The organism is Aureimonas ureilytica, from assembly GCF_001475935.1.
Lineage (GTDB): Bacteria > Pseudomonadota > Alphaproteobacteria > Rhizobiales > Rhizobiaceae > Aureimonas > Aureimonas ureilytica_A.
On record NZ_LDQA01000017.1, the window covers coordinates 1 to 17,727 of the forward strand.

Consider the following 17,727-nt stretch of genomic DNA (forward strand, 5'->3'; position numbering starts at 1 on the left):
TAGGTCCTGAGCCTAGGAAGCCGTTCGCCTATGAACGCACTCGATCAAACCTTGTTTGCCGCGATCAATGCCGGATCGCCGAGCTGGGACAAAACGGCATGGGTGGCCTATATCGCGGCTCGCTACGTCGTTCTGCTCATCCCCCTCCACCTCGCGATCCTATGGTTGGCTGGCACGCACCACGTTCGGCGACAGGCGCTGACGTTGGCCAGCGCCCTTTTGATCGCGATCGCCATCAGTTTCGCGATCGGCGCGCTCTTTCCGACCCCGCGTCCGTTCCTGATCCCGCTCGGCCATCAGTTGATCGCGCATCGGGAGAGCCCATCCTTCCCCAGCAACCATGGGCTCGTGATGTTCACCTATGCCGCTGCGATGCTGGCGCTGCGGCACTGGCGCCACGCCATATGCATCGGTATCGCCGGCCTGATCGTCGCTTGGTCCCGCATCTATCTCGGTATCCACTTCCCGCTCGACATGGTCGGCGCTCTTATCCTCGCCATCGCCGCGACATGGACGGCTCGCTCGATCGATCGACGCTTCGGCCGGTCAGCGACATTGTTGCTCGAACGCGGATTCGAGCAGGCGATCGTCCGGACCACCCTTTGGGTCATCAGGGGGCGAGGCTAGAAACCCATGGCGGGCGTTTGCCGGCAGCCCAACCGCCGCTGCTCCATCGACGTCGCATCAGGTAGAGTCGGCCGCGACCGCTTCGTTTCGAACAATCAAGCCGAAATAACGTCGGATGGATATGGGTTGCGGATCGGCGTGGCACGTCCCACGTTCCGTCTCGACCGTCATTGAGGAAGGGTGGCGCGTTAAGCAACTGCGAGAGAAGCGGCCACTTTGATCCGGAGGCTTCCGGTTGGTCTTATTGAAGTGCGGAGGGGTCCAGGCGAGGCAAGCCTGGGCCCCTTCTTGGTTCCAGCCGGCCGCCTGCCGTGCGCTGCTACTTCCGATACGGAGGGGAATCGCAATGGAATGGCTGCTCGCGATCGGGAGCGCAGTTGTGGGCTTCCTCGTCGGGCGCACGATGTCGAAGGGCGGCGAGGCTCAGATGCGAGCCGCGTTCGAGAAGACCGAGCGGGACCGGATCGAGGCCGAGGTCAGATATCTCTATGAAATCCGCCGGGGCCTGGCGCAGGCACTCCTAGCAGAGGATTCGCAGGCGCTTCTGGATGCACATGCGACGGTCGCCGATTTCCAGCGCCTCGTCCGGGACGGACCGAAGGAGCGCATTGAGGCGGAGCGCACGGCCTTGGCGCTGAAATACCCGCGGTTCGAGGAGTTCGATCTCTTCGGTCTTCGTCACTTCGTCCCGACCGATCCGCAGCAGTACGAACGACGGGAGATCGTCGAGCGGTACGTCGATGTCGGGAAATTCGGCACGATCCTGGAGGGCGACCGGTACATGGCGGCCGCGTGGAAAGAGGAGCACCTGGCACGGGACAGGCAGGTGCTGGAGCGAGCGATCGAGCGGGCATTCGATCACAACACCATCTCGGCGAGAAGGAGGCGATGAGGCGCTACTACGCTTGGCGCCGGCCGGACGATGCGCTCGACGCCGTCTACGAGGACCGGGACTATCGTGTCGAGCGACTCTTCCGCCAGTACACGCCGGAGAACGAGTACGGTGTGACGCAGAAGGCGAACGGGATACAGACCATCTACTCCGTATACGTCTGGGACGACGGATCGGGGAAGGTATCGCACAACTACCGGCTGTCCGACGAACGGTTCGGGGACGGACGGCAAATGTTCGAGCAGTAGCGGAATTTGAGCCCCTAAATCGCTCTCCTCGACCCGCATCCGAGCCCAGGCGCGGGCCGGAACACGGGCTCAAACCTCGACCTGGGTCGGGGTTTCGTTCGGCATATCATTCGGCTGAAAGGTCAGGCACCGGGAATGCCCATTAAATTTGCAACCAGATCAGCGGGTTGCGTGGTCGGAGTGGCAGGATTTGAACCTGCGACCCCCTCGTCCCGAACGAGGTGCGCTACCAGGCTGCGCTACACTCCGTGGCCGAGTGGGGATATAGCCAACGGCTCCTGAGTCGGCAACATCTTTCTACGTCTCCGGAAGAGAATTCTCGATCGCCTTGGAGAGGGCGATCGAGACGTTTCAAACGCTCATGCCAGTTGCCAGATCGTCCAAGCCCGACTATAGAAGCCTTGCACTGATCTTGGTCCTTTGGGGCGTAGCCAAGCGGTAAGGCAGCGGTTTTTGGTACCGCCATCCCCTGGTTCGAATCCAGGCGCCCCAGCCATGAGTGTTCATCAATCTCCTATCATATGTCATTGCCTGACAGCGTTGCGGCCGTCTGGATCAAGGCCAGATGGGTCAGCCCCTGCGGCATGTTCCCCAGGAAGGTGCCGTCTGACGGATCGATCATCTCGCTGAAGATGCCCGAGCCCCGATCAAGTCCTGCGAGAATGGCTCGGAAGCGGGTCTCCGCTTCGTCGCGATGACCCAAGAGAGCCAAAGCCTCGCAATGCCAGAAGGAGCAGGCGAGGAAGCAGCCTTCGTCCGACTCGACGCCGCTGTAGCGATAGTGGAACGCGCCTGCACTCAGATGCCGGTCGATCGCCCGAATGGTCTTCTCCAGACGATCGCGACCATCGAAACCGAAGCGCACTGCGAGCGCCAGCGAAGCGTCGAAGGCGTCGCTACCGGGATAGAAGAGATAGGATTGACGCTCCTCGCACCAGCAATGCGCGTCGATCCAGGCGGCGATCCGATCACGCGTCCGCTCCCAGCGCGGCTGACACGTTGCAGGGAGATGACCGCCGGCCGCAAGTTCCGCCGCCCGCGCCATTCCCTGCCACGCGCTGATCTTGGACATGGTGTAATGTTCGAGTTCGTTCAATTCCCAGATACCGGCGTCCTTGCGTCGCCATGCGTCCGCGCATGTATCGGCGATGTCCGCCAGAACCTCGGCGCTATGCGGGTCGATGATATGGCCAGCCGCCACGAATCGGGCCGCCGTCTCGAACAGATCGCCGTAGACGCCGAGTTGAAGCTGTTTGGCCGCCTGATTGCCGCGAACAACCGGACGGCTGTTCCTGTATCCCGGCAGATCGATCTCCTGCACCGGCTCCACGAGCGAACCGTTCAACTGGTAGCAGACATGCGTTCCATGCTCTTCGAGACGATGGATCAGCCATGTGAAGGCGGCCTTCGCTTCGGACATGGCACCGATCCGCAGGAAGGCCTTGATCGTGTAGGAGGCATCCCTGACCCAGGCATAGCGGTAATCGTAGTTCTTGTGGTTGCCGATTCCTTCCGGCAGGGAGGTCGTGGCCGCCGCCGCGATGGCGCCGGTCGGAGAATAAAGCAGAAACTTCAACGCCAGAGCGCTGCGCATCACCTCCGGCGCGAACAAGCCATCATAGCCGATCTCGGCGGACCACTCGCGCCATTCCTTGTCGGACACGTCGATCCGCCGGTCGATCTCCTCCATCTTGGCGACAACCAGAGGCTCGTTCTGGCCCGCGATGATCGCAACGATCTCGCGCTGGCCGGCCTCGACGCAGAACCGCGCTTCGATTCCTTCATCCTCTTCGGACAGGATTTCGACGCCTGTCGTATGGCGAAACAGACCAAGCACCTCGCCCGCGTGGAAGGTCATGGCGTTGTCGTTTCGGGAGAGATAGGGGCAGATGGAATCAGCCCGGGTGCTGAAGCGCAGACGAACGGTGAACTCCACACGCCCTTCCAGCCCCTCGATCCGCCGCGCAAGCTCGCACCAGGGCAGCCGCCCGCCCGGGCCCGTATTCAACGACTCGGTCAGGACCGCGCGTCCGCTGGCCGTGGTGAAGACGGTCTCGTGGACATTGCTTCCGTCGCGATAGCCACGCTTCGTGGTGAAGGGCTCAGTGGGCGCGATCAGGAAGCAGCCGCCATTCTGCTCCGCCAGAAGGCGGTCGAACATCGGAGGCGAATCCAGATTGGGGACGCACCACCAATCGATCGACCCATCGGCGCCGGACAAAGCTACGGAACGCCCATCGCCAAGGGCCGCATATCCACAGAGCGGGAGATACCCAAGTTCGGTCCGGTCAGGGAACGGCCCCGTTCGGGGATAGGATTTCAGCATGGAGACGGTTACTCAGGACGGACAGACAGGGCGCAGTCGCCATGCCGGTGTGATGAAGGTCCTGACCGAATGTATGTAGAGGCGACCGGGTTTCACGAGCGGTCATCGGCCGCAGGCAAACTTCGCTCCATCCGAGCGATAGAGCAGAAAGACCGCTACGATGAAATCACGGAGATGGTCGGAGCGAGAGGATTCGAACCTCCGACCCCCTGAACCCCATTCAGGTGCGCTACCAGGCTGCGCTACGCTCCGACTGGACCCTCACTAGAAGATGATCCCGCCGGACGCAAGCCTTTTCGCAGATTCGTCGCGTCTAAATGCGAGGGCGCAGTTTCAAGAGCCATCCGTCTCGACGGATGCCCATGGGCACGGCGTAAGGGCATTTTAAACCATACTCGTTAGCTTGGACCCTATCGAAGCCTGGGGTTGTGCCGTGTTCCGCAAACTCGCCGTACTGATGGGAAGTCTCGTCGCGCTTTCAGCATGCGGTTACACCTTGCGTGCGCGCATCGTGCCGTCCAGCGGACCTGTGGTCGGCCAATGTCTGGACGGATCGGCTCGGGCCTCCCGCCCGGTGAACAGAATCTGCCGCGACCGACACGACCGCGTCCGGGCGTCCTACGAAGTCGAAACGCCCTCCCCCCAGACGCCGCTCGACGCTCACGCGTCGCTGCGGCCCGGTCACTTCGACAGGCTTCGGGTGGCGGAAGTAAGCCGGCGCGACGATCTGCTGATGCCGACCTCGCTGCGCAGGCTGGACCGATTGACAGACGGTCAGTACGAACCAACCAGCCGATCCCTGAGCGAACGTTTGGAGGCGCGCCAGCGCATGGCCCCGGTCATTGCGATGCCGAGGGTCATCGATATTTCGGCGGTGCAGTCGGCTCTTCGCGGATCTGTCGATTAGGGATAAATCGTTGGCGGCATCGGAAGATGCGTTCACGGTCAGAAAGCCACGGCCGCCCGAGCCGCCGCTGTCAGCGAACCTGATCGAGAAGACGCTTCAGTTCCAGAAGCTCCAGAATCACGCCATTGAGGCGCGTCGCCGCATCGCCGGACAGGGAAGCCGGGCTCGGCGACATATCGCCGTCGCGCTCACGGCGCAGGAGATTTGACAGGCCGCCGCGCGGCTTTTCCGGCGTATAAACTGGCATTACTTCGTCACCGGCTTCTTCGATGTCTGCGTTGACCACGACAGCGGACGGCGGCCCTGCCCGCCCGGCCTGAAGCCGATCGAGGCCACTGAGATCACCGCCGCCGATCGCCATCACAGCGCGAGGCCCGCTTTCCCTGAGAATTCGCTGAACACCGCGGATCGTGAAACCGCGGACATACAAGAGGTAGCGAATCCCCTTGAGAAGCTCGACATCGTCGGGCCTGTAATAGCGCCGTCCCCCGCCCCGCTTCATCGGCCGAATCTGCGGAAAACGAGTTTCCCAGAACCGAAGCACGTGCTGAGGCAGGTCGAGATCCTCGGCCACCTCGCTGATGGTCCGAAAGGCGTCGGCGCTCTTGTCGATCATGCCTTCAGGGCCATCACTCGGCAGCCTTCAGCGCCGGCTGGGCGGCCAGGACGCGCCGGTCATGCGCGGCCAGGATGCGGTCCTTCATGACGTTGGAGGGTTTGAACACGGCCACGCGGCGCGGAGAGATCGGAACCTCTTCGCCGGTCTTGGGGTTTCGACCTACGCGCTCGTTCTTGGCTCGCACGAGAAAGGATCCGAAGGAAGAGATCTTGACCGCCTCACCCTTGGCGATGGTCAGGCAGATTTCTTCGAGAACGGACTCCACGAGATAGGCCGACTCGGTGCGCGAGAGACCGATCTTACGGAACACCGCCTCGGCGAGATCGGCCCGCGTCAACGTCCTGTCGCCCATGCGTTTCCCCTGCTCAAATTCCTGACGCGACGTTGCTCCCGGCCCCCACAGCCTCTCGGGAAACATCCGCCATCACAATCGAAAATACCGAAAAACGTAGCGCAATCAAGCCGTCAGCTTACCAGCGGACGACCACCGCACCCCAGGTGAAGCCACCGCCCATCGCTTCGAGGAGCACGAGATCGCCCGGTTTGATGCGCCCGTCCCGGCGCGCCACGTCGAGCGCGAGCGGGATGGAGGCTGCCGAGGTGTTGCCATGACGATCTACGGTCATGACCACCTTTTCCGGCGCGATGCCGAGTTTCTTGGCGGAGGCGTCGATGATGCGGCGGTTGGCCTGATGCGGCACGAACCAATCGATATCGTCGGCCGTGATGCCCAGAGCGGCAAAGGAATCCTCCACCACGTCCGTGATCATCCCGACCGCGTGCTTGAAGACCTCGCGGCCTTCCATGCGGAGCTGACCAACCGTGCCGGTTGTGGACGGGCCGCCATCGACGTAAAGCTTCTCGAAATGCGAACCGTCCGAGCGCAGCTTGGCGGTAAGAATGCCGCGCCCCGCCTCGCTCTCCTCTTCGCGCCGCTCCAGAACCACAGCAGCCGCGCCATCGCCGAAGAGGACGCAGGTCGTTCGGTCGGTCCAGTCGAGAATTCGGCTGAAGGTCTCGGCGCCAATCACCAGCGCTCGGCGCGCCAGACCGGAGCGCAGGTGCAGATCGGCGGTCGTCAGCGCATAGACGAAGCCGCTGCATACCGCCTGTAGGTCGAACGCATAGCCTGCGGTGATGCCGAGCCGGCGCTGGATCTGAACGGCCGAGGCCGGAAACGTATTGTCGGGCGTTGCCGTCGCCACAATGATGAGGTCGATATCGTCTGGCGCCAGACCGGCGGCGGCAAGAGCCTCTCGCGCGGCCCTCTCGCCCAGCGAAACCGTGGTTTCCCCCTCGCCCGCGATATGGCGCTGCTTGATTCCGGTGCGCTGCTGAATCCAGTCGTCGCTGGTTTCGACGAGGCTTTCCATCTCGGCATTGGTCATGACGCGCTGGGGCAGCGCCGAGCCGGTTCCGAGGATGACGGAGCGGAGAATGGTCATTGAAGCGCTTCCTTGGGTTCGGAGGCTTCAAGCTCTCCTGCGTCCGTTACAGGGGCGACCTGCGTATAGACTTGACCGAAATCGGCCTCGATCTTGGCCAGGAGCCCGTTGGCCGCCATGGCGTGCGCCACATCGATGGCGGCCGCCGTGCCTTCGGCGTCGGCGCTGCCATGGCTCTTGATGACGACGCCGTTCAAGCCGAGGAAGACGCCGCCATTAACCTTGTTGGGGTCCATCTTGTCGCGCAGCCGGTCGAAGGCGCTCTTGGCGAAAAGATAGCCGATTTTGGCCATCCAGGTCCGCGTCATGGCGGCGCGCAGATAGGACGCGATCTGCTTGGCAGTGCCCTCGGCCGTCTTCAGCGCGATATTGCCGGTGAAGCCCTCGGTGACGACCACGTCCACCGTGCCCTTGCCGAGATCGGTGCCTTCCACGAAGCCGCGGTAATCGAGACCGGCGATCGGCGTTTCCTTGAGAAGACGCCCGGCTTCCTTGACCTCGTCCTGGCCCTTGACCTCCTCGACACCGATATTGAGGAGGCCGACGGTCGGGCGCTCGATATGGAACAGCGCGCGGGCCATGGCCGCGCCCATCACCGAGAAGTCGATCAGTTGCTGCGAATCGGCCCCGATTGTCGCGCCGACATCAAGCACGATGCTTTCGCCCCGCAGCGTCGGCCAGATCGCGGCGATGGCGGGCCGTTCGATGTTGGCCATCGTGCGTAGACAGAATTTCGCCATGGCCATGAGCGCGCCGGTGTTGCCGGCCGAGACGGCGACATCCGCTTCCCCGGTCTTCACAGCCTCGATCGCCTTCCACATGGAGGACTTATGCCGACCCTGACGCAGCGCCTGCGAGGGCTTGTCGTCCATGCGCACGGACACCGGGCAATGATGGAACACGGAGCGCGCCGCGAGCTTGGGCAGGCGTGCCAGCACCGGGCGTACCACATCCTCCTGCCCGAAGAGAATGAAGCGCATCTCCGGGTGCCGCTCCAGGGCTATCTGCGCTCCGGCCAGAATCACCTCCGGGCCGTGGTCGCCGCCCATGGCATCCAGGGCGAGGGTGATAGAGGCTTTGGAATCCAAAATGGGCTCGCTTTCCGCAATCCGGCCGAAGGCCGGCCTATCGAAGACTGGTGTTGGGGGGACCGGATCGGTCAGTCGCGCGTCTTTAGCTGACTAAGAGCCGCAAAGGGAGAGACCCGCCCGCCCTGAGGATCGGGATCGGTGTCCATGTCCTGAAACTCCGCGCCGTCCGAGCGCGGGTAAGGATCGAGCGCGAGGCCGACAACCTCGGTGAGATAGGCTCCGAGATCGATCCGATCGCCCGTGAATGTCTCAGGGATATCCGCGCCTTCCGGGTCGAGATGAAGCTCGCCGTCATCCTGCGGCGCGATGCGCGAGAGTTTCGAGCCATCCGGCACGAAGATGACCTCGATCCGCTCGTCCATCGCTTCCGGCACGGGGTCGGTCGTGACGACGCAAGCCTGCGTCACCTTTGCCCGCAGCCGGCCCTCGACCTCGACGCCATCGCGCTTCCAGCGGCGCACCGTCAGATCGGCGGTCAGCGCGTCGACGGAGAGAATGCCGAGCAGCGCCGTCAACTCGCGGCGCTCCTCCTCGCTCGCCTCGAAGCGAACCGGCATCCCGTTCTGCGGCAGCTTGGCAACGCCCACCTCCAGCTTGAGGGGGGCCGGCTCCAGGTTCGGTTCAGAGCGATTCATCAGGCCTTCGTTCCACTGTCTGTTTCAAGGCGCCCGGCCAGCAGCCGGTCGGCCGACAGGCTGTCGTACCAGCGCGCGTCATCCATCATATGGGATGCGAGATGCTCGGCCGCATCGGCCCGCCCGCCCGGCGCATCCGTGAAGGCGCCAGCGCGCAGAACATCGGCCAGCGCCGCTCTATCGCCTACCGAAAGCGGCCCTTCCATGGCGGCGACGCGTGCATAGAAGCGCGCGGCCAGCGCCCGCATGCGCTTGGGCACCGCCAGATAGCCGATCCCCAGCTCGCGAAGCGAATGGTCGAGATCGGTCATGAACCGATCCACCAGATCCTGCGAGAACTCCGCCAGCGACGGGTCGCGCCCGCATCGCCGCAACACGAGGAAAACCTCGATGCAGAGCGATTCGTAGCGCCCCATCACCGTGTCCGGCAGGCCGCCCTCTTCGAAGCGGGCGGGCTGACGCGCACGCGCGACGACCTGATCCCAGATCGCCTCCACGATATCCCGGTTCCGACGCCTGCGACGGAAGGCTTCGAGCATTCCGCATCCTATTGCTTGATCCCCAATCCGGTTCGCACGGGCGCGGTACGATTGCAACGCTTCCCAAGGTGCTTTACCAAGTCGCCATCTATTTAGAGGGCATTTGCCTCAATTTCCGACCATGTCCGGCCCTAAGCGGCGGTCATGTGCTGTCTAGGTTCGGGGAGTAGCGCCAGCGTGAGCGATCTGAAACGAGTTTTGCGTCCCCTGACCCTGGCGGCAGGCCTCGGCGCCAGCTTGGCTCTTGGCGCGTGCCAGACCTCGCAGGTCTATAATCAGGGCTATATCGTGGATGAGCAGACCCTGGCGCAGGTGCCGGTCGGCTCCAGCCGCGAGCAGGTTCTTCTGGCGCTCGGCACGCCTTCCACGACCGCGACCTTCGACAACGAAGTCTTCTACTATATCTCGCAGAAGCGCGTTCGCCCCGTCGCCTTCATGAACCCGCGCCTCGTGGATCAGCGCGTGCTCGCGATCTATTTCAACAAGAACAACACGGTCGATCGCATCGCCAATTACGGGCTCGAGAACGGTCGCATCTTCGACTTCATCTCGCGCACGACGCCGACTTCGGGCCGCGACACGAGCTTCCTCGGCTCGATCCTGTCCGACAAGGGACCGTCCGGCGGCGACATTCTCGAAAAGATGGGCCGCTCCAGCGTTTCGCCGGGCCGCTGAGTTTCGGATGATGGGCAGGCCGCTTTTGCGGCTTGGCTCCCGCCAACGAAAAGGCCGCCGGCATATTGCCGAGCGGCCTTTGGTTTATCGAAGATGGAAGGCCGGCGAAGAACCGGCCGTCGGCTTCAAGAGCGGGCGCTTGGTCCGCGAGCATCGCCCCGCGCGTTGCGCGCGACGCGGTCGAGCACGGCGTTGACGAGGCGCGGTTCTTCGTCGCCGTAGAAAGCCTTGGCAATATCGACATATTCGCTGACGATCACCGCCGTCGGCACATCCTTGCGGCTCGTCACCTCGTAGGCTCCGGCGCGCAGGATGGCGCGCAACGTCGTGTCGAGGCGCGACAGCGGCCAGTCGGAGGTCAGCGCCGAATGGATCAATGGGTCGATCGTGGTCTGCGCGCGCACGACGCCGGAGACGATGTCGCGGAACCAGGCCGCGTCGGCCTCGCGATACATGTCCCCGTCCAGTTCCCGGCCGAGGCGGAAGGATTCGTATTCCGCCACCGTTTCGAGAAGGCTCGTTCCGCCCACATCCATCTGATAGAGCGCCTGAACGGCGGCGAGGCGCGCCGCGCCGCGCTTGTTGGCGGGGCGCACGGTTTTCGGATCGACGTCGGACATGGCTCAGCCCCCAAATCGCTGGCGCAGAGCGATCATGGTGAGCGCCGCTTCGGCTGCCGCCGCACCCTTGTTCTTGCGATCGGGCCGCGCGCGCTCCAGCGCCTGCGCCTCGTTCTCGACCGTCAGAATGCCGTTGCCGATGGCCACACCGTCCTGCACCGTCAGGTCCATGATGGCGCGGCTGGACTCGTTGGACACGACCTCGAAGTGATAGGTCTCACCGCGAAGCACCGAACCAAGGGCGACGAAACCGTCATACTCACGCCCGCCTTCTTCGGCGCCGGCGAGAGCGAAGGCGATGGCCGCTGGGATCTCCAGAGCGCCAGGAACGGTCACGACCTCATAGGTCGCGCCAGCGGCGTCGAGATGCGCCTTGGCGCCTTCAAGGAGGAAGTCTGCGAGGTGATCGTAGAAACGAGCTTCCACGACCAGAATATGCGGCGCCGACATGCGGGGAACCTTCCAATAAGCGAAGCGGCGACACTCGGCTGAGGGAGGACCGGGCTCGGCACGCGACTATTCAACAAAGGCAAGGGCCGGCCGGCATCAGCCGATCGGCCCGAAACTTAACCGATACGGCAACACGCGACGTCAGGCGGCGCGGCCAGTACCGAACAGACGTTCCGCATAGCGCGCAATCTGATCGACCTCAAGGTTCACCGAATCGCCAACCTTCTTTTCGCCCCAGGTGGTTACTTCCAGCGAATGGCGGATCAGGAGAACATCGAAACGCCGATCGTCCACGCCATTCACCGTGAGCGACGTACCATCGAGGCAGACGGAGCCCTTGGGCGCGATATAGCGGGCGAGCGACTCCGGCGCTTCGAGCGTGAAGCGAACGGCCTCGCCCTCGTCCTCGCGCGCCACGATCTGGGCTTGCCCGTCCACATGGCCGGAGACGAGATGCCCCCCCAGCTCGTCACCGACCTTCAACGCCCGCTCCAGATTGAGCCGCGTGCCCTCGCCCCAGCTACCGGCCGTCGTCAGACGCAGCGCCTCCTCCCAGGCCTCCATCTCGAACCAGCGGCTGCTGGTGCCGCTTTCGGGCAGCTTCGTTACCGTCAGGCAAACGCCCGAGCAGCTGATCGATGCGCCGATCAGAATGGTGCTTGGATCGTAGATCGTTTCGACCCGGAAGCGCCGTCCCTCGTCCAGCGCTTCAGTGGAAACGATACGGCCTATATCCGAAACGATACCCGTGAACATCAGCGGGGTGACCTTTCCCATTCGATCCAGCGATCATCGCCGAACTCTTCGTCGCTTTTCCGGAGAAAGCCAGACAACGCGTTCAACCCTGCCGGCATCGCAACACCGGGGCCGCCGATCCCATGCCGCGAGCGAACCAGGATCACACGATCCACCAGATCGGCTTTCAGGAGGCTTTGTGCAAGGATCGGACCGCCCTCCAGAAGCAGGGTCGCGATCCCGAGCGGCACGAGACCGATCAGAAAGCTCCGCAAATCCCCCGCTCCGGCGCTAATGATCCGCGCCTTGCGAGCTTCGAAGGGCGCGAGGCGCGCCGCCTCCGCGACATCGGTCGCGATGAAGGTCGGTACGCTTTCCGCCGTGTCGATCAGCGGATGATCGAGCGGCAGGCGCAAATGGCGATCGAGTACGATCCGTCGCGGCGAACGAGACTCCAGCCCCGGAAGACGGCAGGTCAGAAGCGGGCGATCCGCGACCGCCGTGCCAAAGCCCACCAAAATCGCGTCCATTTCCGCGCGCAGGAGATGGGTCTGACACCGGGCGATCGCACCCGAGATCGCCACCTGCCCCTCACCCACGCGCCCGACGAAACCTTCGCTGGAGACGGCCATCTTGAGGGTAACGAAGGGCCGGCCGCGCCGGATGCGCGACAAGAAACCCTCGAAGGAGCGCTCGCCGTTCGGAGGAAGTAAAAGTTGGTCCACAAGAACGCCGGCCCGGCGCAGGATCGCCGCGCCCTCGCCGTTCACGCGCGGATCGGGGTCGCTCGCGCCATACACGACCCGCCGCACGCCCGCTTCCACCAGCGCGTCGGCGCAAGGCGACGTCCGCCCGTGATGGGCACAGGGCTCCAGCGTCACATAGGCCGTGGCGCCGCGCGCAGCCGATCCTGCCTCGGCCAGCGCCACGCGCTCGGCATGGGGCCGCCCGCCATGCGCCGTCACGCCGTGCCCTACCACGCGCCCATCCCCTGAGACGATCAGCGCGCCCACAGAGGGATTGTCCGCCGTCAGGCCGACATGGCGACGCGACAGGCGAAGCGCGGCGGCCATCCAGCGTTCGTCATCGGCCTGCATGTCAGGCCCGGTCATCGTCGGAGGCGGCGATCGGATCGCTTTTCAGCTCCTCGATCACCGATGCGAAATCCTTGGCCTCGCGGAAATCGCGATAGACGGAAGCGAAGCGGACATAGGCGACATCGTCCAACTGACGCAGCGCGTCCATGACCAGCCGCCCGACCAGCTCGGACGGCACGTCCGTTTCGCCGCTGGATTCCAGTTGGCGAATGATGCCGGAAATCATGCGCTCGGCCCGCTCGGGATCGACGGGCCGCTTGCGCATGGCCGTGTGAACCGAGCGCGCGAGCTTCTCGCGCTCGAAGGGCACGCGCCGCCCCGACTTCTTCACCACCATGAGATCGCGCAATTGCACGCGCTCGAAGGTCGTGAAGCGGCCATTGCAGTCCGGGCAGATTCGCCGGCGCCGGATCGCCCCGCCGTCTTCGGCGGGGCGGGAATCCTTCACCTGGCTGTCCTGCGAGCCGCAAAAGGGACAGCGCATGAAAGCCGATCAGCCGAGATTGGCGTAGATCGGGAAGCGCTCGGTCAAGGCCTCGACCTTGCTCTTCACAGCCGCCTCGACGCTGGCATTGCCCTCATCGGAATTGGCCGACTTCAGGCCGTCGAGCACCTCGACGATCAGACGGCCGACCTCTTCGAACTCCGCCGTGCCGAAGCCGCGGGTGGTCGCAGCCGGTGTGCCGACGCGGATACCCGAGGTGATGGTCGGCTTTTCCGGGTCGTTGGGCACGCCGTTCTTGTTGCAGGTGATGCCGGCCCGGCCGAGCGCGACTTCCGACACCTTGCCCGTCAGCATCTTGGGGCGCAGATCGACCAGCATCAGATGCGTGTCGGTTCCGCCCGAGACGATGTCGAGACCGCCATCGCGCAGCACGGCGGCCAGCGCCTTGGCATTGTCCACCACGGCCTTGATGTAGGTGCGGTAGCTCGGCTGCAGCGCCTCGCCGAAGGCAACGGCCTTGCCGGCGATCACATGCATGAGCGGGCCGCCCTGCAGGCCGGGGAAGATCGCCGAATTGATCTTCTTGGCGATGTCCTCGTCATTGGTCAGCACGAGTCCGCCGCGCGGGCCGCGCAGGGTCTTGTGCGTGGTCGAGGTCGCGACATGGGCGTGCGGGAACGGGCTCGGATGCTGACCGCCCGCCACGAGGCCGGCGAAATGGGCCATATCCACCCAGAAGAAGGCGCCGACCGCGTCCGCGATCTGGCGGAAGCGCGCGAAATCGATCTGGCGCGAATAGGCCGAGCCGCCCGCGATGATGATGTCGGGCTTGTGCTCGTGGGCCAGACGCTCGACCTGATCGTAGTCGATGAGGCCGGTTTCGAGATCGAGTCCGTACTGAACCGCGTTGAACCAGCGGCCCGAAAGATTCGGCTTGGCACCGTGCGTCAGATGGCCGCCAGCGTCGAGGCTCATGCCCAGAATCGTCGCACCCGGCTTGGACAGCGCCATGAGAACGGCCTGATTGGCCTGCGAGCCGCTATTGGGCTGAACATTGGCGAAGCCGCAGCCGAACAGCTGCTTGGCGCGATCGATGGCCAGCTGCTCCGCCACGTCAACGAACTCGCAGCCGCCGTAATAGCGACGGCCAGGATAGCCCTCGGCATATTTGTTCGTCAGCACCGAGCCCTGCGCTTCCAGCACGGCGCGCGAGACGATGTTTTCGGAGGCGATCAGTTCGATCTCATGCTGCTGGCGATGCAACTCGTTGCGCATCGCGGCAAAGAGATCGGGATCGACAGTCGCGATGCCGTCGCCGAAGAACGGGTCGTGACGGGGCGACGTGTCCAGTACGGGCGCTTGCGACATGGGAACCTCCTGATCGCCGCCGGAAACGATCCATATCCGGCCGGTTTCGCGCGCTTAACACGTTCTGCAGCCTTGGCCAACCGGATGATGTCCAACGTAAAAAGGCCGGACACTAGGTCCGACCTGTTTTGTCGTAAGCAGGAAAAATCCAGCGAAAAAATTCAGTAAGGCAGGTCGGCGCTCGCCTGCTCGCCGACCGAATAGGCCGTGGTCTGGAGACGATTCATGGCCAGCTGCGCGTCGCCGTCGAGATGGTAGATGTCGTCGCGGAACTGCACCACGGTCGGCTCGGTCGCCCAGGCCGTGAGATAGGTGAAGTGCAGCGGCACCGGGTTCGGGAAGTTCACGTCCTGCCTGGTGCGGGCCGCGATCGTCTTTTCGATCGCCGCGCGGTCCCAGCCCGGCGTGTCTTTCGCCAGCCAGACGATGAGGTCGCGCACGTTCTGAACGCGCACGCAGCCCGACGATTCGAAGCGCATCAGCTGTGAGAAGACGCTCTGCTGCGGCGTGTCGTGCATGTAGACCGAATAAGGATTCGGGAAGTTGATCTTCACCGACGACATGGCGTTCATTCGGCCCGGATTCTGGCGGAACAGATATTTCACCGCCTCGTCCGAATGCCAGTTGATGGATTCGGGCGGAATGACGCCGCCATCCGGCCCGTAGATGATGATGTCGTTGCGCGTGAGGTAGGTCGGGTCCTTCTGCATCAGCGGAATGATGTCCTTGCGGACGATCGAAGCCGGCGCATGCCAGTAGGGATTGAGGTTAAGATTGGTGATCTTCGAGTCGAGAATCGGCGTCTGACGGTCGATCTTGCCAACGACCGCCGTGTGACGCTGCACCACGCGGCCGTTCTCGACAGCCTCAATGGCGGCCGCGGGGATGTTGACCATCACGAACCGGCCGACATCGGGCTGAATCTTCTGGAGACGGTCGATGTTCTTGTAGAGCTGATTCAGGCGCACGTCGGCCGGCACGTTCAGCGCCTTCCACGTGTATTCGCCCACCGTGCCGTCGGCCGGCAGACCGTGGCGCGCCTGGAAACGCTTCACCGCCGCATCGACATAGGTGTCGAAGGCCGTCGAGTTGCCGGCTTGGCGATCCAGATCGCCGGAGATGGCGAGGCGCTGGCGCAGCGCGGGAACCGCCGGGCTTTCCGCGCCCACCGCCAGCTTGCCGGCATCGGGAATGCTCGGCCAGCCGCCCGCGTTGACGATCTCCTGATAATGGCCGGCCGCCTGCTGCATCGAGCTCAGCGTTTCAGGCGAAAAGACCGGCTGATAGGAGGCGACATTGCGCACGCTCGCCGCGCGCGTGTCGAACTGGTCCGTCCAGCCTCCGCGATTGGGCGCGGCCAGAACACCGTCCAGCGCGCTCTGGGCGCGCGCGGCCCCCGCAAAAGCCGCCGCGCCGGCTGCGGTCGCCGCACCCGCCAGAAAACGGCGCCGCGACAAGCCATTCTGCATCCGGTCGGTCTCGCTCTTCGTCATGAAACCCTCTCGATATGGTTCTCGCTCGTTCATGCTTGCCTTTTCATAAAGGACGCATGGTAAACCAAAGTGAAACGAGCGGCACACGATCTCGCGAACAAGGGTCGCGAGTGACATGGCTTTGAAAGCGCATCGAAATAGGGCGAAAGCGTGAACCCGGCCGGTCATCGCGGACACACGAGCGAGAGGGCGATCGTCTGTTGCCGAAATGCTCATGCGGCTCGCATAGGAGCACGGGTCAACGCAAATGCAAAACACCCCGCGACCGGAACGACGGTCGCAGGGCGGCGTGGAAGAACGCGGACTGGAGGACGCGCCCTCCCGCTCGTCTCAGAGACGATACATGATGGAGTCGTTCCAGAAGCGGTCGAGGCGTTGCAGCGACTTGTTCATCTTCTGGAATTCGCCTTCGTCGAGTCCCCCGACCTTGTCGATCGAGCCGATATGGCGGTCATACAGCTCGGCGACGATTTCGGCGACCTCGCGCCCGGCCTTGGTCAAGGACACGCGCACGGCGCGGCGATCGACGCGGGACTTCTGATGGTCGATGAAGCCGAGTTCCACGAGCTTCTTCAGATTGTACGAGACGTTGGAGCCGAGATAGAAACCGCGCGAGCGCAGCTCGCCCGCGGTCAGAACGGCATCGCCGATATTGAACAGAAGAAGCGCCTGCACGGCGTTGATGTCGGTGCGACCGTTGCGGTCGAATTCGTCCTTGATCACATCCAGCAGGCGACGGTGAAGCCGCTCCACCAGCTGGAGCGTTTCGAGGTAAAGAGACTTCAGTTCGACCTTCTCGACCATCGACTGCATATCGCGGCGGGCGGGCGTCGTTGACATGGGAACGGCTCCGTTGTTGCTTGGCGAAGGCCTCTTTTGGACCTTTTCTTGAAACCCAATCTACGGGGCGCCCCTAAAATTCGACTTAAACGTCACTGTTAACGAATTCTATCCTTCAGCGTTTACTATTTTTGCTTAACGATTGGTCATAATCAAAGAATCAATTCGAACGAGCCTTGCGCCGCGTCTCGACGAAGGCGACGAGCCGCAGCATGGCGAGCAACGCCAGCCCACCGGCATTGAGCCCAACCGCCAGAAGCTCAGCCCCGAAGAGATGGGGAAAGCCGAAATGCATCAGTGCCTCGACCAGGGTCAACAGAACCCAAATGACGGTGCCCCAGGACGTGACCATCCACAGGCCGATGCCGGCGATGGGATAGAGAACGGCAAGCGTGGGCGCCGCGAAGCGCCACCAAACCGGCATCAAGTCGAACCGCCAGAGCGGACCATCGAAGATGCCGATCAGCCTCACCCAGTAGAACAGGCCCATGCCAAACAACGCGAGCCCCGCGATTCGGCATAGCCACGCCGTCAACGCCCGGTTGAGGCTCGCTTCCGGGTCGGGCTTGAACAGTTCGATCGTCATCGCTGACGCCCGCCGCGCCCTGTTGGAGCGTTCGGCAGATCGAAGGTGAATGCGGTCATGTCATCGTCCCGTGGCCAGAAACCGGCACG

General features: G+C 63.5%; 21 protein-coding genes and 3 tRNA genes. 6 read left to right on the forward strand and 18 right to left on the reverse strand.

The window, feature by feature from the left end; genetic code table 11:
• The first annotated feature begins 30 nt into the window (after nt 1-30).
• From NS365_RS07185 to NS365_RS07195, 3 genes are all read left to right on the forward strand, one after another.
• Nucleotides 31-627, forward strand: coding sequence for a phosphatase PAP2 family protein (locus NS365_RS07185; RefSeq protein WP_058599606.1), 597 nt, complete (start codon nt 31-33; stop codon nt 625-627).
• A 346-nt stretch (nt 628-973) separates the two neighbouring features.
• Nucleotides 974-1,519: a hypothetical protein gene (locus tag NS365_RS07190; RefSeq protein WP_058599607.1), complete on the forward strand. Its 546-nt coding sequence runs from the start codon at nt 974-976 to the stop codon at nt 1,517-1,519.
• Nucleotides 1,516-1,767 (forward strand): hypothetical protein, encoded by a 252-nt coding sequence (locus NS365_RS07195; protein ID WP_058599608.1) that lies wholly within the window; start codon nt 1,516-1,518, stop codon nt 1,765-1,767. Before NS365_RS07190 ends, NS365_RS07195 begins: the two co-directional genes overlap by 4 nt.
• 172 nt (nt 1,768-1,939) lie before the next feature.
• Here the strand turns inward: NS365_RS07195 and NS365_RS07200 are convergent.
• A tRNA-Pro gene (locus tag NS365_RS07200) sits at nt 1,940-2,016 on the reverse strand.
• Between the two features lie 172 nt (nt 2,017-2,188).
• Here NS365_RS07200 and NS365_RS07205 point away from each other — a divergent pair.
• Nucleotides 2,189-2,263: transfer RNA gene (locus NS365_RS07205), tRNA-Gln, on the forward strand.
• A 21-nt stretch (nt 2,264-2,284) separates the two neighbouring features.
• Here the strand turns inward: NS365_RS07205 and NS365_RS07210 are convergent.
• Nucleotides 2,285-4,093: a glycoside hydrolase family 15 protein gene (locus tag NS365_RS07210; protein ID WP_058599609.1), complete on the reverse strand. Its 1,809-nt coding sequence runs from the start codon at nt 4,091-4,093 to the stop codon at nt 2,285-2,287.
• Between the two features lie 175 nt (nt 4,094-4,268).
• Nucleotides 4,269-4,345, reverse strand: a tRNA-Pro gene (locus NS365_RS07215).
• Between the two features lie 181 nt (nt 4,346-4,526).
• On the opposite strand from NS365_RS07215, the gene NS365_RS07220 reads away from it, so the two are divergent.
• A complete protein-coding gene (locus NS365_RS07220; RefSeq protein WP_153003690.1) occupies nt 4,527-5,000 on the forward strand; it encodes a hypothetical protein in 474 nt (157 codons plus the stop codon).
• 70 nt (nt 5,001-5,070) lie between these two features.
• Here the strand turns inward: NS365_RS07220 and NS365_RS07225 are convergent, their stop codons facing one another.
• From NS365_RS07225 to NS365_RS07250, 6 genes are all read right to left on the reverse strand, one after another.
• Nucleotides 5,071-5,613, reverse strand: a complete 543-nt coding sequence (locus tag NS365_RS07225; protein WP_058599633.1) for a MerR family transcriptional regulator — start codon at nt 5,611-5,613, stop codon at nt 5,071-5,073.
• Between the two features lie 16 nt (nt 5,614-5,629).
• A complete protein-coding gene (locus tag NS365_RS07230; RefSeq protein WP_058599611.1) occupies nt 5,630-5,971 on the reverse strand; it encodes an integration host factor subunit alpha in 342 nt (113 codons plus the stop codon).
• A 118-nt stretch (nt 5,972-6,089) separates the two neighbouring features.
• Nucleotides 6,090-7,058 carry a beta-ketoacyl-ACP synthase III gene (locus NS365_RS07235; protein WP_058599634.1) on the reverse strand — a complete coding sequence of 323 codons (969 nt, stop codon included), beginning with the start codon at nt 7,056-7,058 and terminating at the stop codon, nt 6,090-6,092.
• Between the two features lie 2 nt (nt 7,059-7,060).
• On the reverse strand, nt 7,061-8,152 hold the full coding sequence (plsX, locus tag NS365_RS07240) for a phosphate acyltransferase PlsX (protein ID WP_082640520.1): 1,092 nt from the start codon (nt 8,150-8,152) through the stop codon (nt 7,061-7,063).
• A gap of 71 nt (nt 8,153-8,223) precedes the next feature.
• The gene (locus tag NS365_RS07245; RefSeq protein ID WP_058599612.1) at nt 8,224-8,790 is read right to left on the reverse strand and encodes a YceD family protein; all 567 of its coding nucleotides are present in this window, start codon (nt 8,788-8,790) and stop codon (nt 8,224-8,226) included.
• On the reverse strand, nt 8,790-9,329 hold the full coding sequence (locus NS365_RS07250; protein ID WP_058599613.1) for a ubiquinol-cytochrome C chaperone family protein: 540 nt from the start codon (nt 9,327-9,329) through the stop codon (nt 8,790-8,792). Before NS365_RS07250 ends, NS365_RS07245 begins: the two co-directional genes overlap by 1 nt.
• Nucleotides 9,330-9,473: 144 nt before the next feature.
• Between NS365_RS07250 and NS365_RS07255 the strand changes: the two genes are divergently transcribed.
• The gene (locus tag NS365_RS07255; protein ID WP_058599614.1) at nt 9,474-10,004 is read left to right on the forward strand and encodes an outer membrane protein assembly factor BamE; all 531 of its coding nucleotides are present in this window, start codon (nt 9,474-9,476) and stop codon (nt 10,002-10,004) included.
• Nucleotides 10,005-10,129: 125 nt separating this feature from the next.
• On the opposite strand, the gene nusB is transcribed toward NS365_RS07255, so the two are convergent.
• The 9 genes from nusB to NS365_RS07300 all read right to left on the reverse strand — a co-directional run bounded on the left by nusB (nt 10,130) and on the right by NS365_RS07300 (nt 17,638).
• Complete coding sequence (gene nusB, locus NS365_RS07260; RefSeq protein WP_058599615.1) at nt 10,130-10,624, reverse strand: transcription antitermination factor NusB; 495 nt, start codon at nt 10,622-10,624, stop codon at nt 10,130-10,132.
• 3 nt (nt 10,625-10,627) lie between these two features.
• A complete protein-coding gene (locus tag NS365_RS07265) occupies nt 10,628-11,074 on the reverse strand; it encodes a 6,7-dimethyl-8-ribityllumazine synthase (RefSeq protein WP_058599616.1) in 447 nt (148 codons plus the stop codon).
• A gap of 141 nt (nt 11,075-11,215) precedes the next feature.
• The gene (locus tag NS365_RS07270; protein WP_058599636.1) at nt 11,216-11,830 is read right to left on the reverse strand and encodes a riboflavin synthase; all 615 of its coding nucleotides are present in this window, start codon (nt 11,828-11,830) and stop codon (nt 11,216-11,218) included.
• Nucleotides 11,830-12,921, reverse strand: coding sequence for a bifunctional diaminohydroxyphosphoribosylaminopyrimidine deaminase/5-amino-6-(5-phosphoribosylamino)uracil reductase RibD (gene ribD, locus NS365_RS07275; protein ID WP_058599617.1), 1,092 nt, complete (start codon nt 12,919-12,921; stop codon nt 11,830-11,832). The genes NS365_RS07270 and ribD overlap by 1 nt, the downstream gene beginning before the upstream one ends.
• A complete protein-coding gene (gene nrdR / locus NS365_RS07280) occupies nt 12,908-13,390 on the reverse strand; it encodes a transcriptional regulator NrdR (RefSeq protein WP_058599618.1) in 483 nt (160 codons plus the stop codon). The genes ribD and nrdR overlap by 14 nt, the downstream gene beginning before the upstream one ends.
• A 9-nt stretch (nt 13,391-13,399) precedes the next feature.
• Entirely contained in the window at nt 13,400-14,719 is a 1,320-nt protein-coding gene (gene glyA, locus NS365_RS07285) for a serine hydroxymethyltransferase (RefSeq protein ID WP_058599619.1), read from the reverse strand.
• A gap of 161 nt (nt 14,720-14,880) precedes the next feature.
• Entirely contained in the window at nt 14,881-16,212 is a 1,332-nt protein-coding gene (locus NS365_RS07290) for a L,D-transpeptidase family protein (RefSeq protein ID WP_058599620.1), read from the reverse strand.
• A gap of 330 nt (nt 16,213-16,542) precedes the next feature.
• A complete protein-coding gene (gene ldtR / locus NS365_RS07295; protein WP_058599621.1) occupies nt 16,543-17,052 on the reverse strand; it encodes a transcriptional regulator LdtR in 510 nt (169 codons plus the stop codon).
• 160 nt (nt 17,053-17,212) lie between these two features.
• Nucleotides 17,213-17,638 carry a DUF6163 family protein gene (locus NS365_RS07300; RefSeq protein WP_058599622.1) on the reverse strand — a complete coding sequence of 142 codons (426 nt, stop codon included), beginning with the start codon at nt 17,636-17,638 and terminating at the stop codon, nt 17,213-17,215.
• Nucleotides 17,639-17,727: the final 89 nt, after the last annotated feature.

What these genes read in the sequence shown, in the direction of transcription:
- NS365_RS07185 (WP_058599606.1), top strand. Translation starts at nt 31, where the DNA reads ATGAACGCACTCGATCAAACCTTGTTTGCCGCGATCAATGCCGGATCG.
- NS365_RS07190 (WP_058599607.1), top strand. Translation starts at nt 974, where the DNA reads ATGGAATGGCTGCTCGCGATCGGGAGCGCAGTTGTGGGCTTCCTCGTC.
- NS365_RS07195 (WP_058599608.1), top strand. Translation starts at nt 1,516, where the DNA reads ATGAGGCGCTACTACGCTTGGCGCCGGCCGGACGATGCGCTCGACGCC.
- NS365_RS07210 (WP_058599609.1), bottom strand. Translation starts at nt 4,093, where the DNA reads ATGCTGAAATCCTATCCCCGAACGGGGCCGTTCCCTGACCGGACCGAA.
- NS365_RS07230 (WP_058599611.1), bottom strand. Translation starts at nt 5,971, where the DNA reads ATGGGCGACAGGACGTTGACGCGGGCCGATCTCGCCGAGGCGGTGTTC.
- NS365_RS07245 (WP_058599612.1), bottom strand. Translation starts at nt 8,790, where the DNA reads ATGAATCGCTCTGAACCGAACCTGGAGCCGGCCCCCCTCAAGCTGGAG.
- NS365_RS07250 (WP_058599613.1), bottom strand. Translation starts at nt 9,329, where the DNA reads ATGCTCGAAGCCTTCCGTCGCAGGCGTCGGAACCGGGATATCGTGGAG.
- NS365_RS07255 (WP_058599614.1), top strand. Translation starts at nt 9,474, where the DNA reads ATGTGCTGTCTAGGTTCGGGGAGTAGCGCCAGCGTGAGCGATCTGAAA.
- nusB (WP_058599615.1), bottom strand. Translation starts at nt 10,624, where the DNA reads ATGTCCGACGTCGATCCGAAAACCGTGCGCCCCGCCAACAAGCGCGGC.
- NS365_RS07265 (WP_058599616.1), bottom strand. Translation starts at nt 11,074, where the DNA reads ATGTCGGCGCCGCATATTCTGGTCGTGGAAGCTCGTTTCTACGATCAC.
- NS365_RS07270 (WP_058599636.1), bottom strand. Translation starts at nt 11,830, where the DNA reads ATGTTCACGGGTATCGTTTCGGATATAGGCCGTATCGTTTCCACTGAA.
- ribD (WP_058599617.1), bottom strand. Translation starts at nt 12,921, where the DNA reads ATGACCGGGCCTGACATGCAGGCCGATGACGAACGCTGGATGGCCGCC.
- nrdR (WP_058599618.1), bottom strand. Translation starts at nt 13,390, where the DNA reads ATGCGCTGTCCCTTTTGCGGCTCGCAGGACAGCCAGGTGAAGGATTCC.
- glyA (WP_058599619.1), bottom strand. Translation starts at nt 14,719, where the DNA reads ATGTCGCAAGCGCCCGTACTGGACACGTCGCCCCGTCACGACCCGTTC.
- NS365_RS07290 (WP_058599620.1), bottom strand. Translation starts at nt 16,212, where the DNA reads ATGACGAAGAGCGAGACCGACCGGATGCAGAATGGCTTGTCGCGGCGC.
- ldtR (WP_058599621.1), bottom strand. Translation starts at nt 17,052, where the DNA reads ATGTCAACGACGCCCGCCCGCCGCGATATGCAGTCGATGGTCGAGAAG.
- NS365_RS07300 (WP_058599622.1), bottom strand. Translation starts at nt 17,638, where the DNA reads ATGACGATCGAACTGTTCAAGCCCGACCCGGAAGCGAGCCTCAACCGG.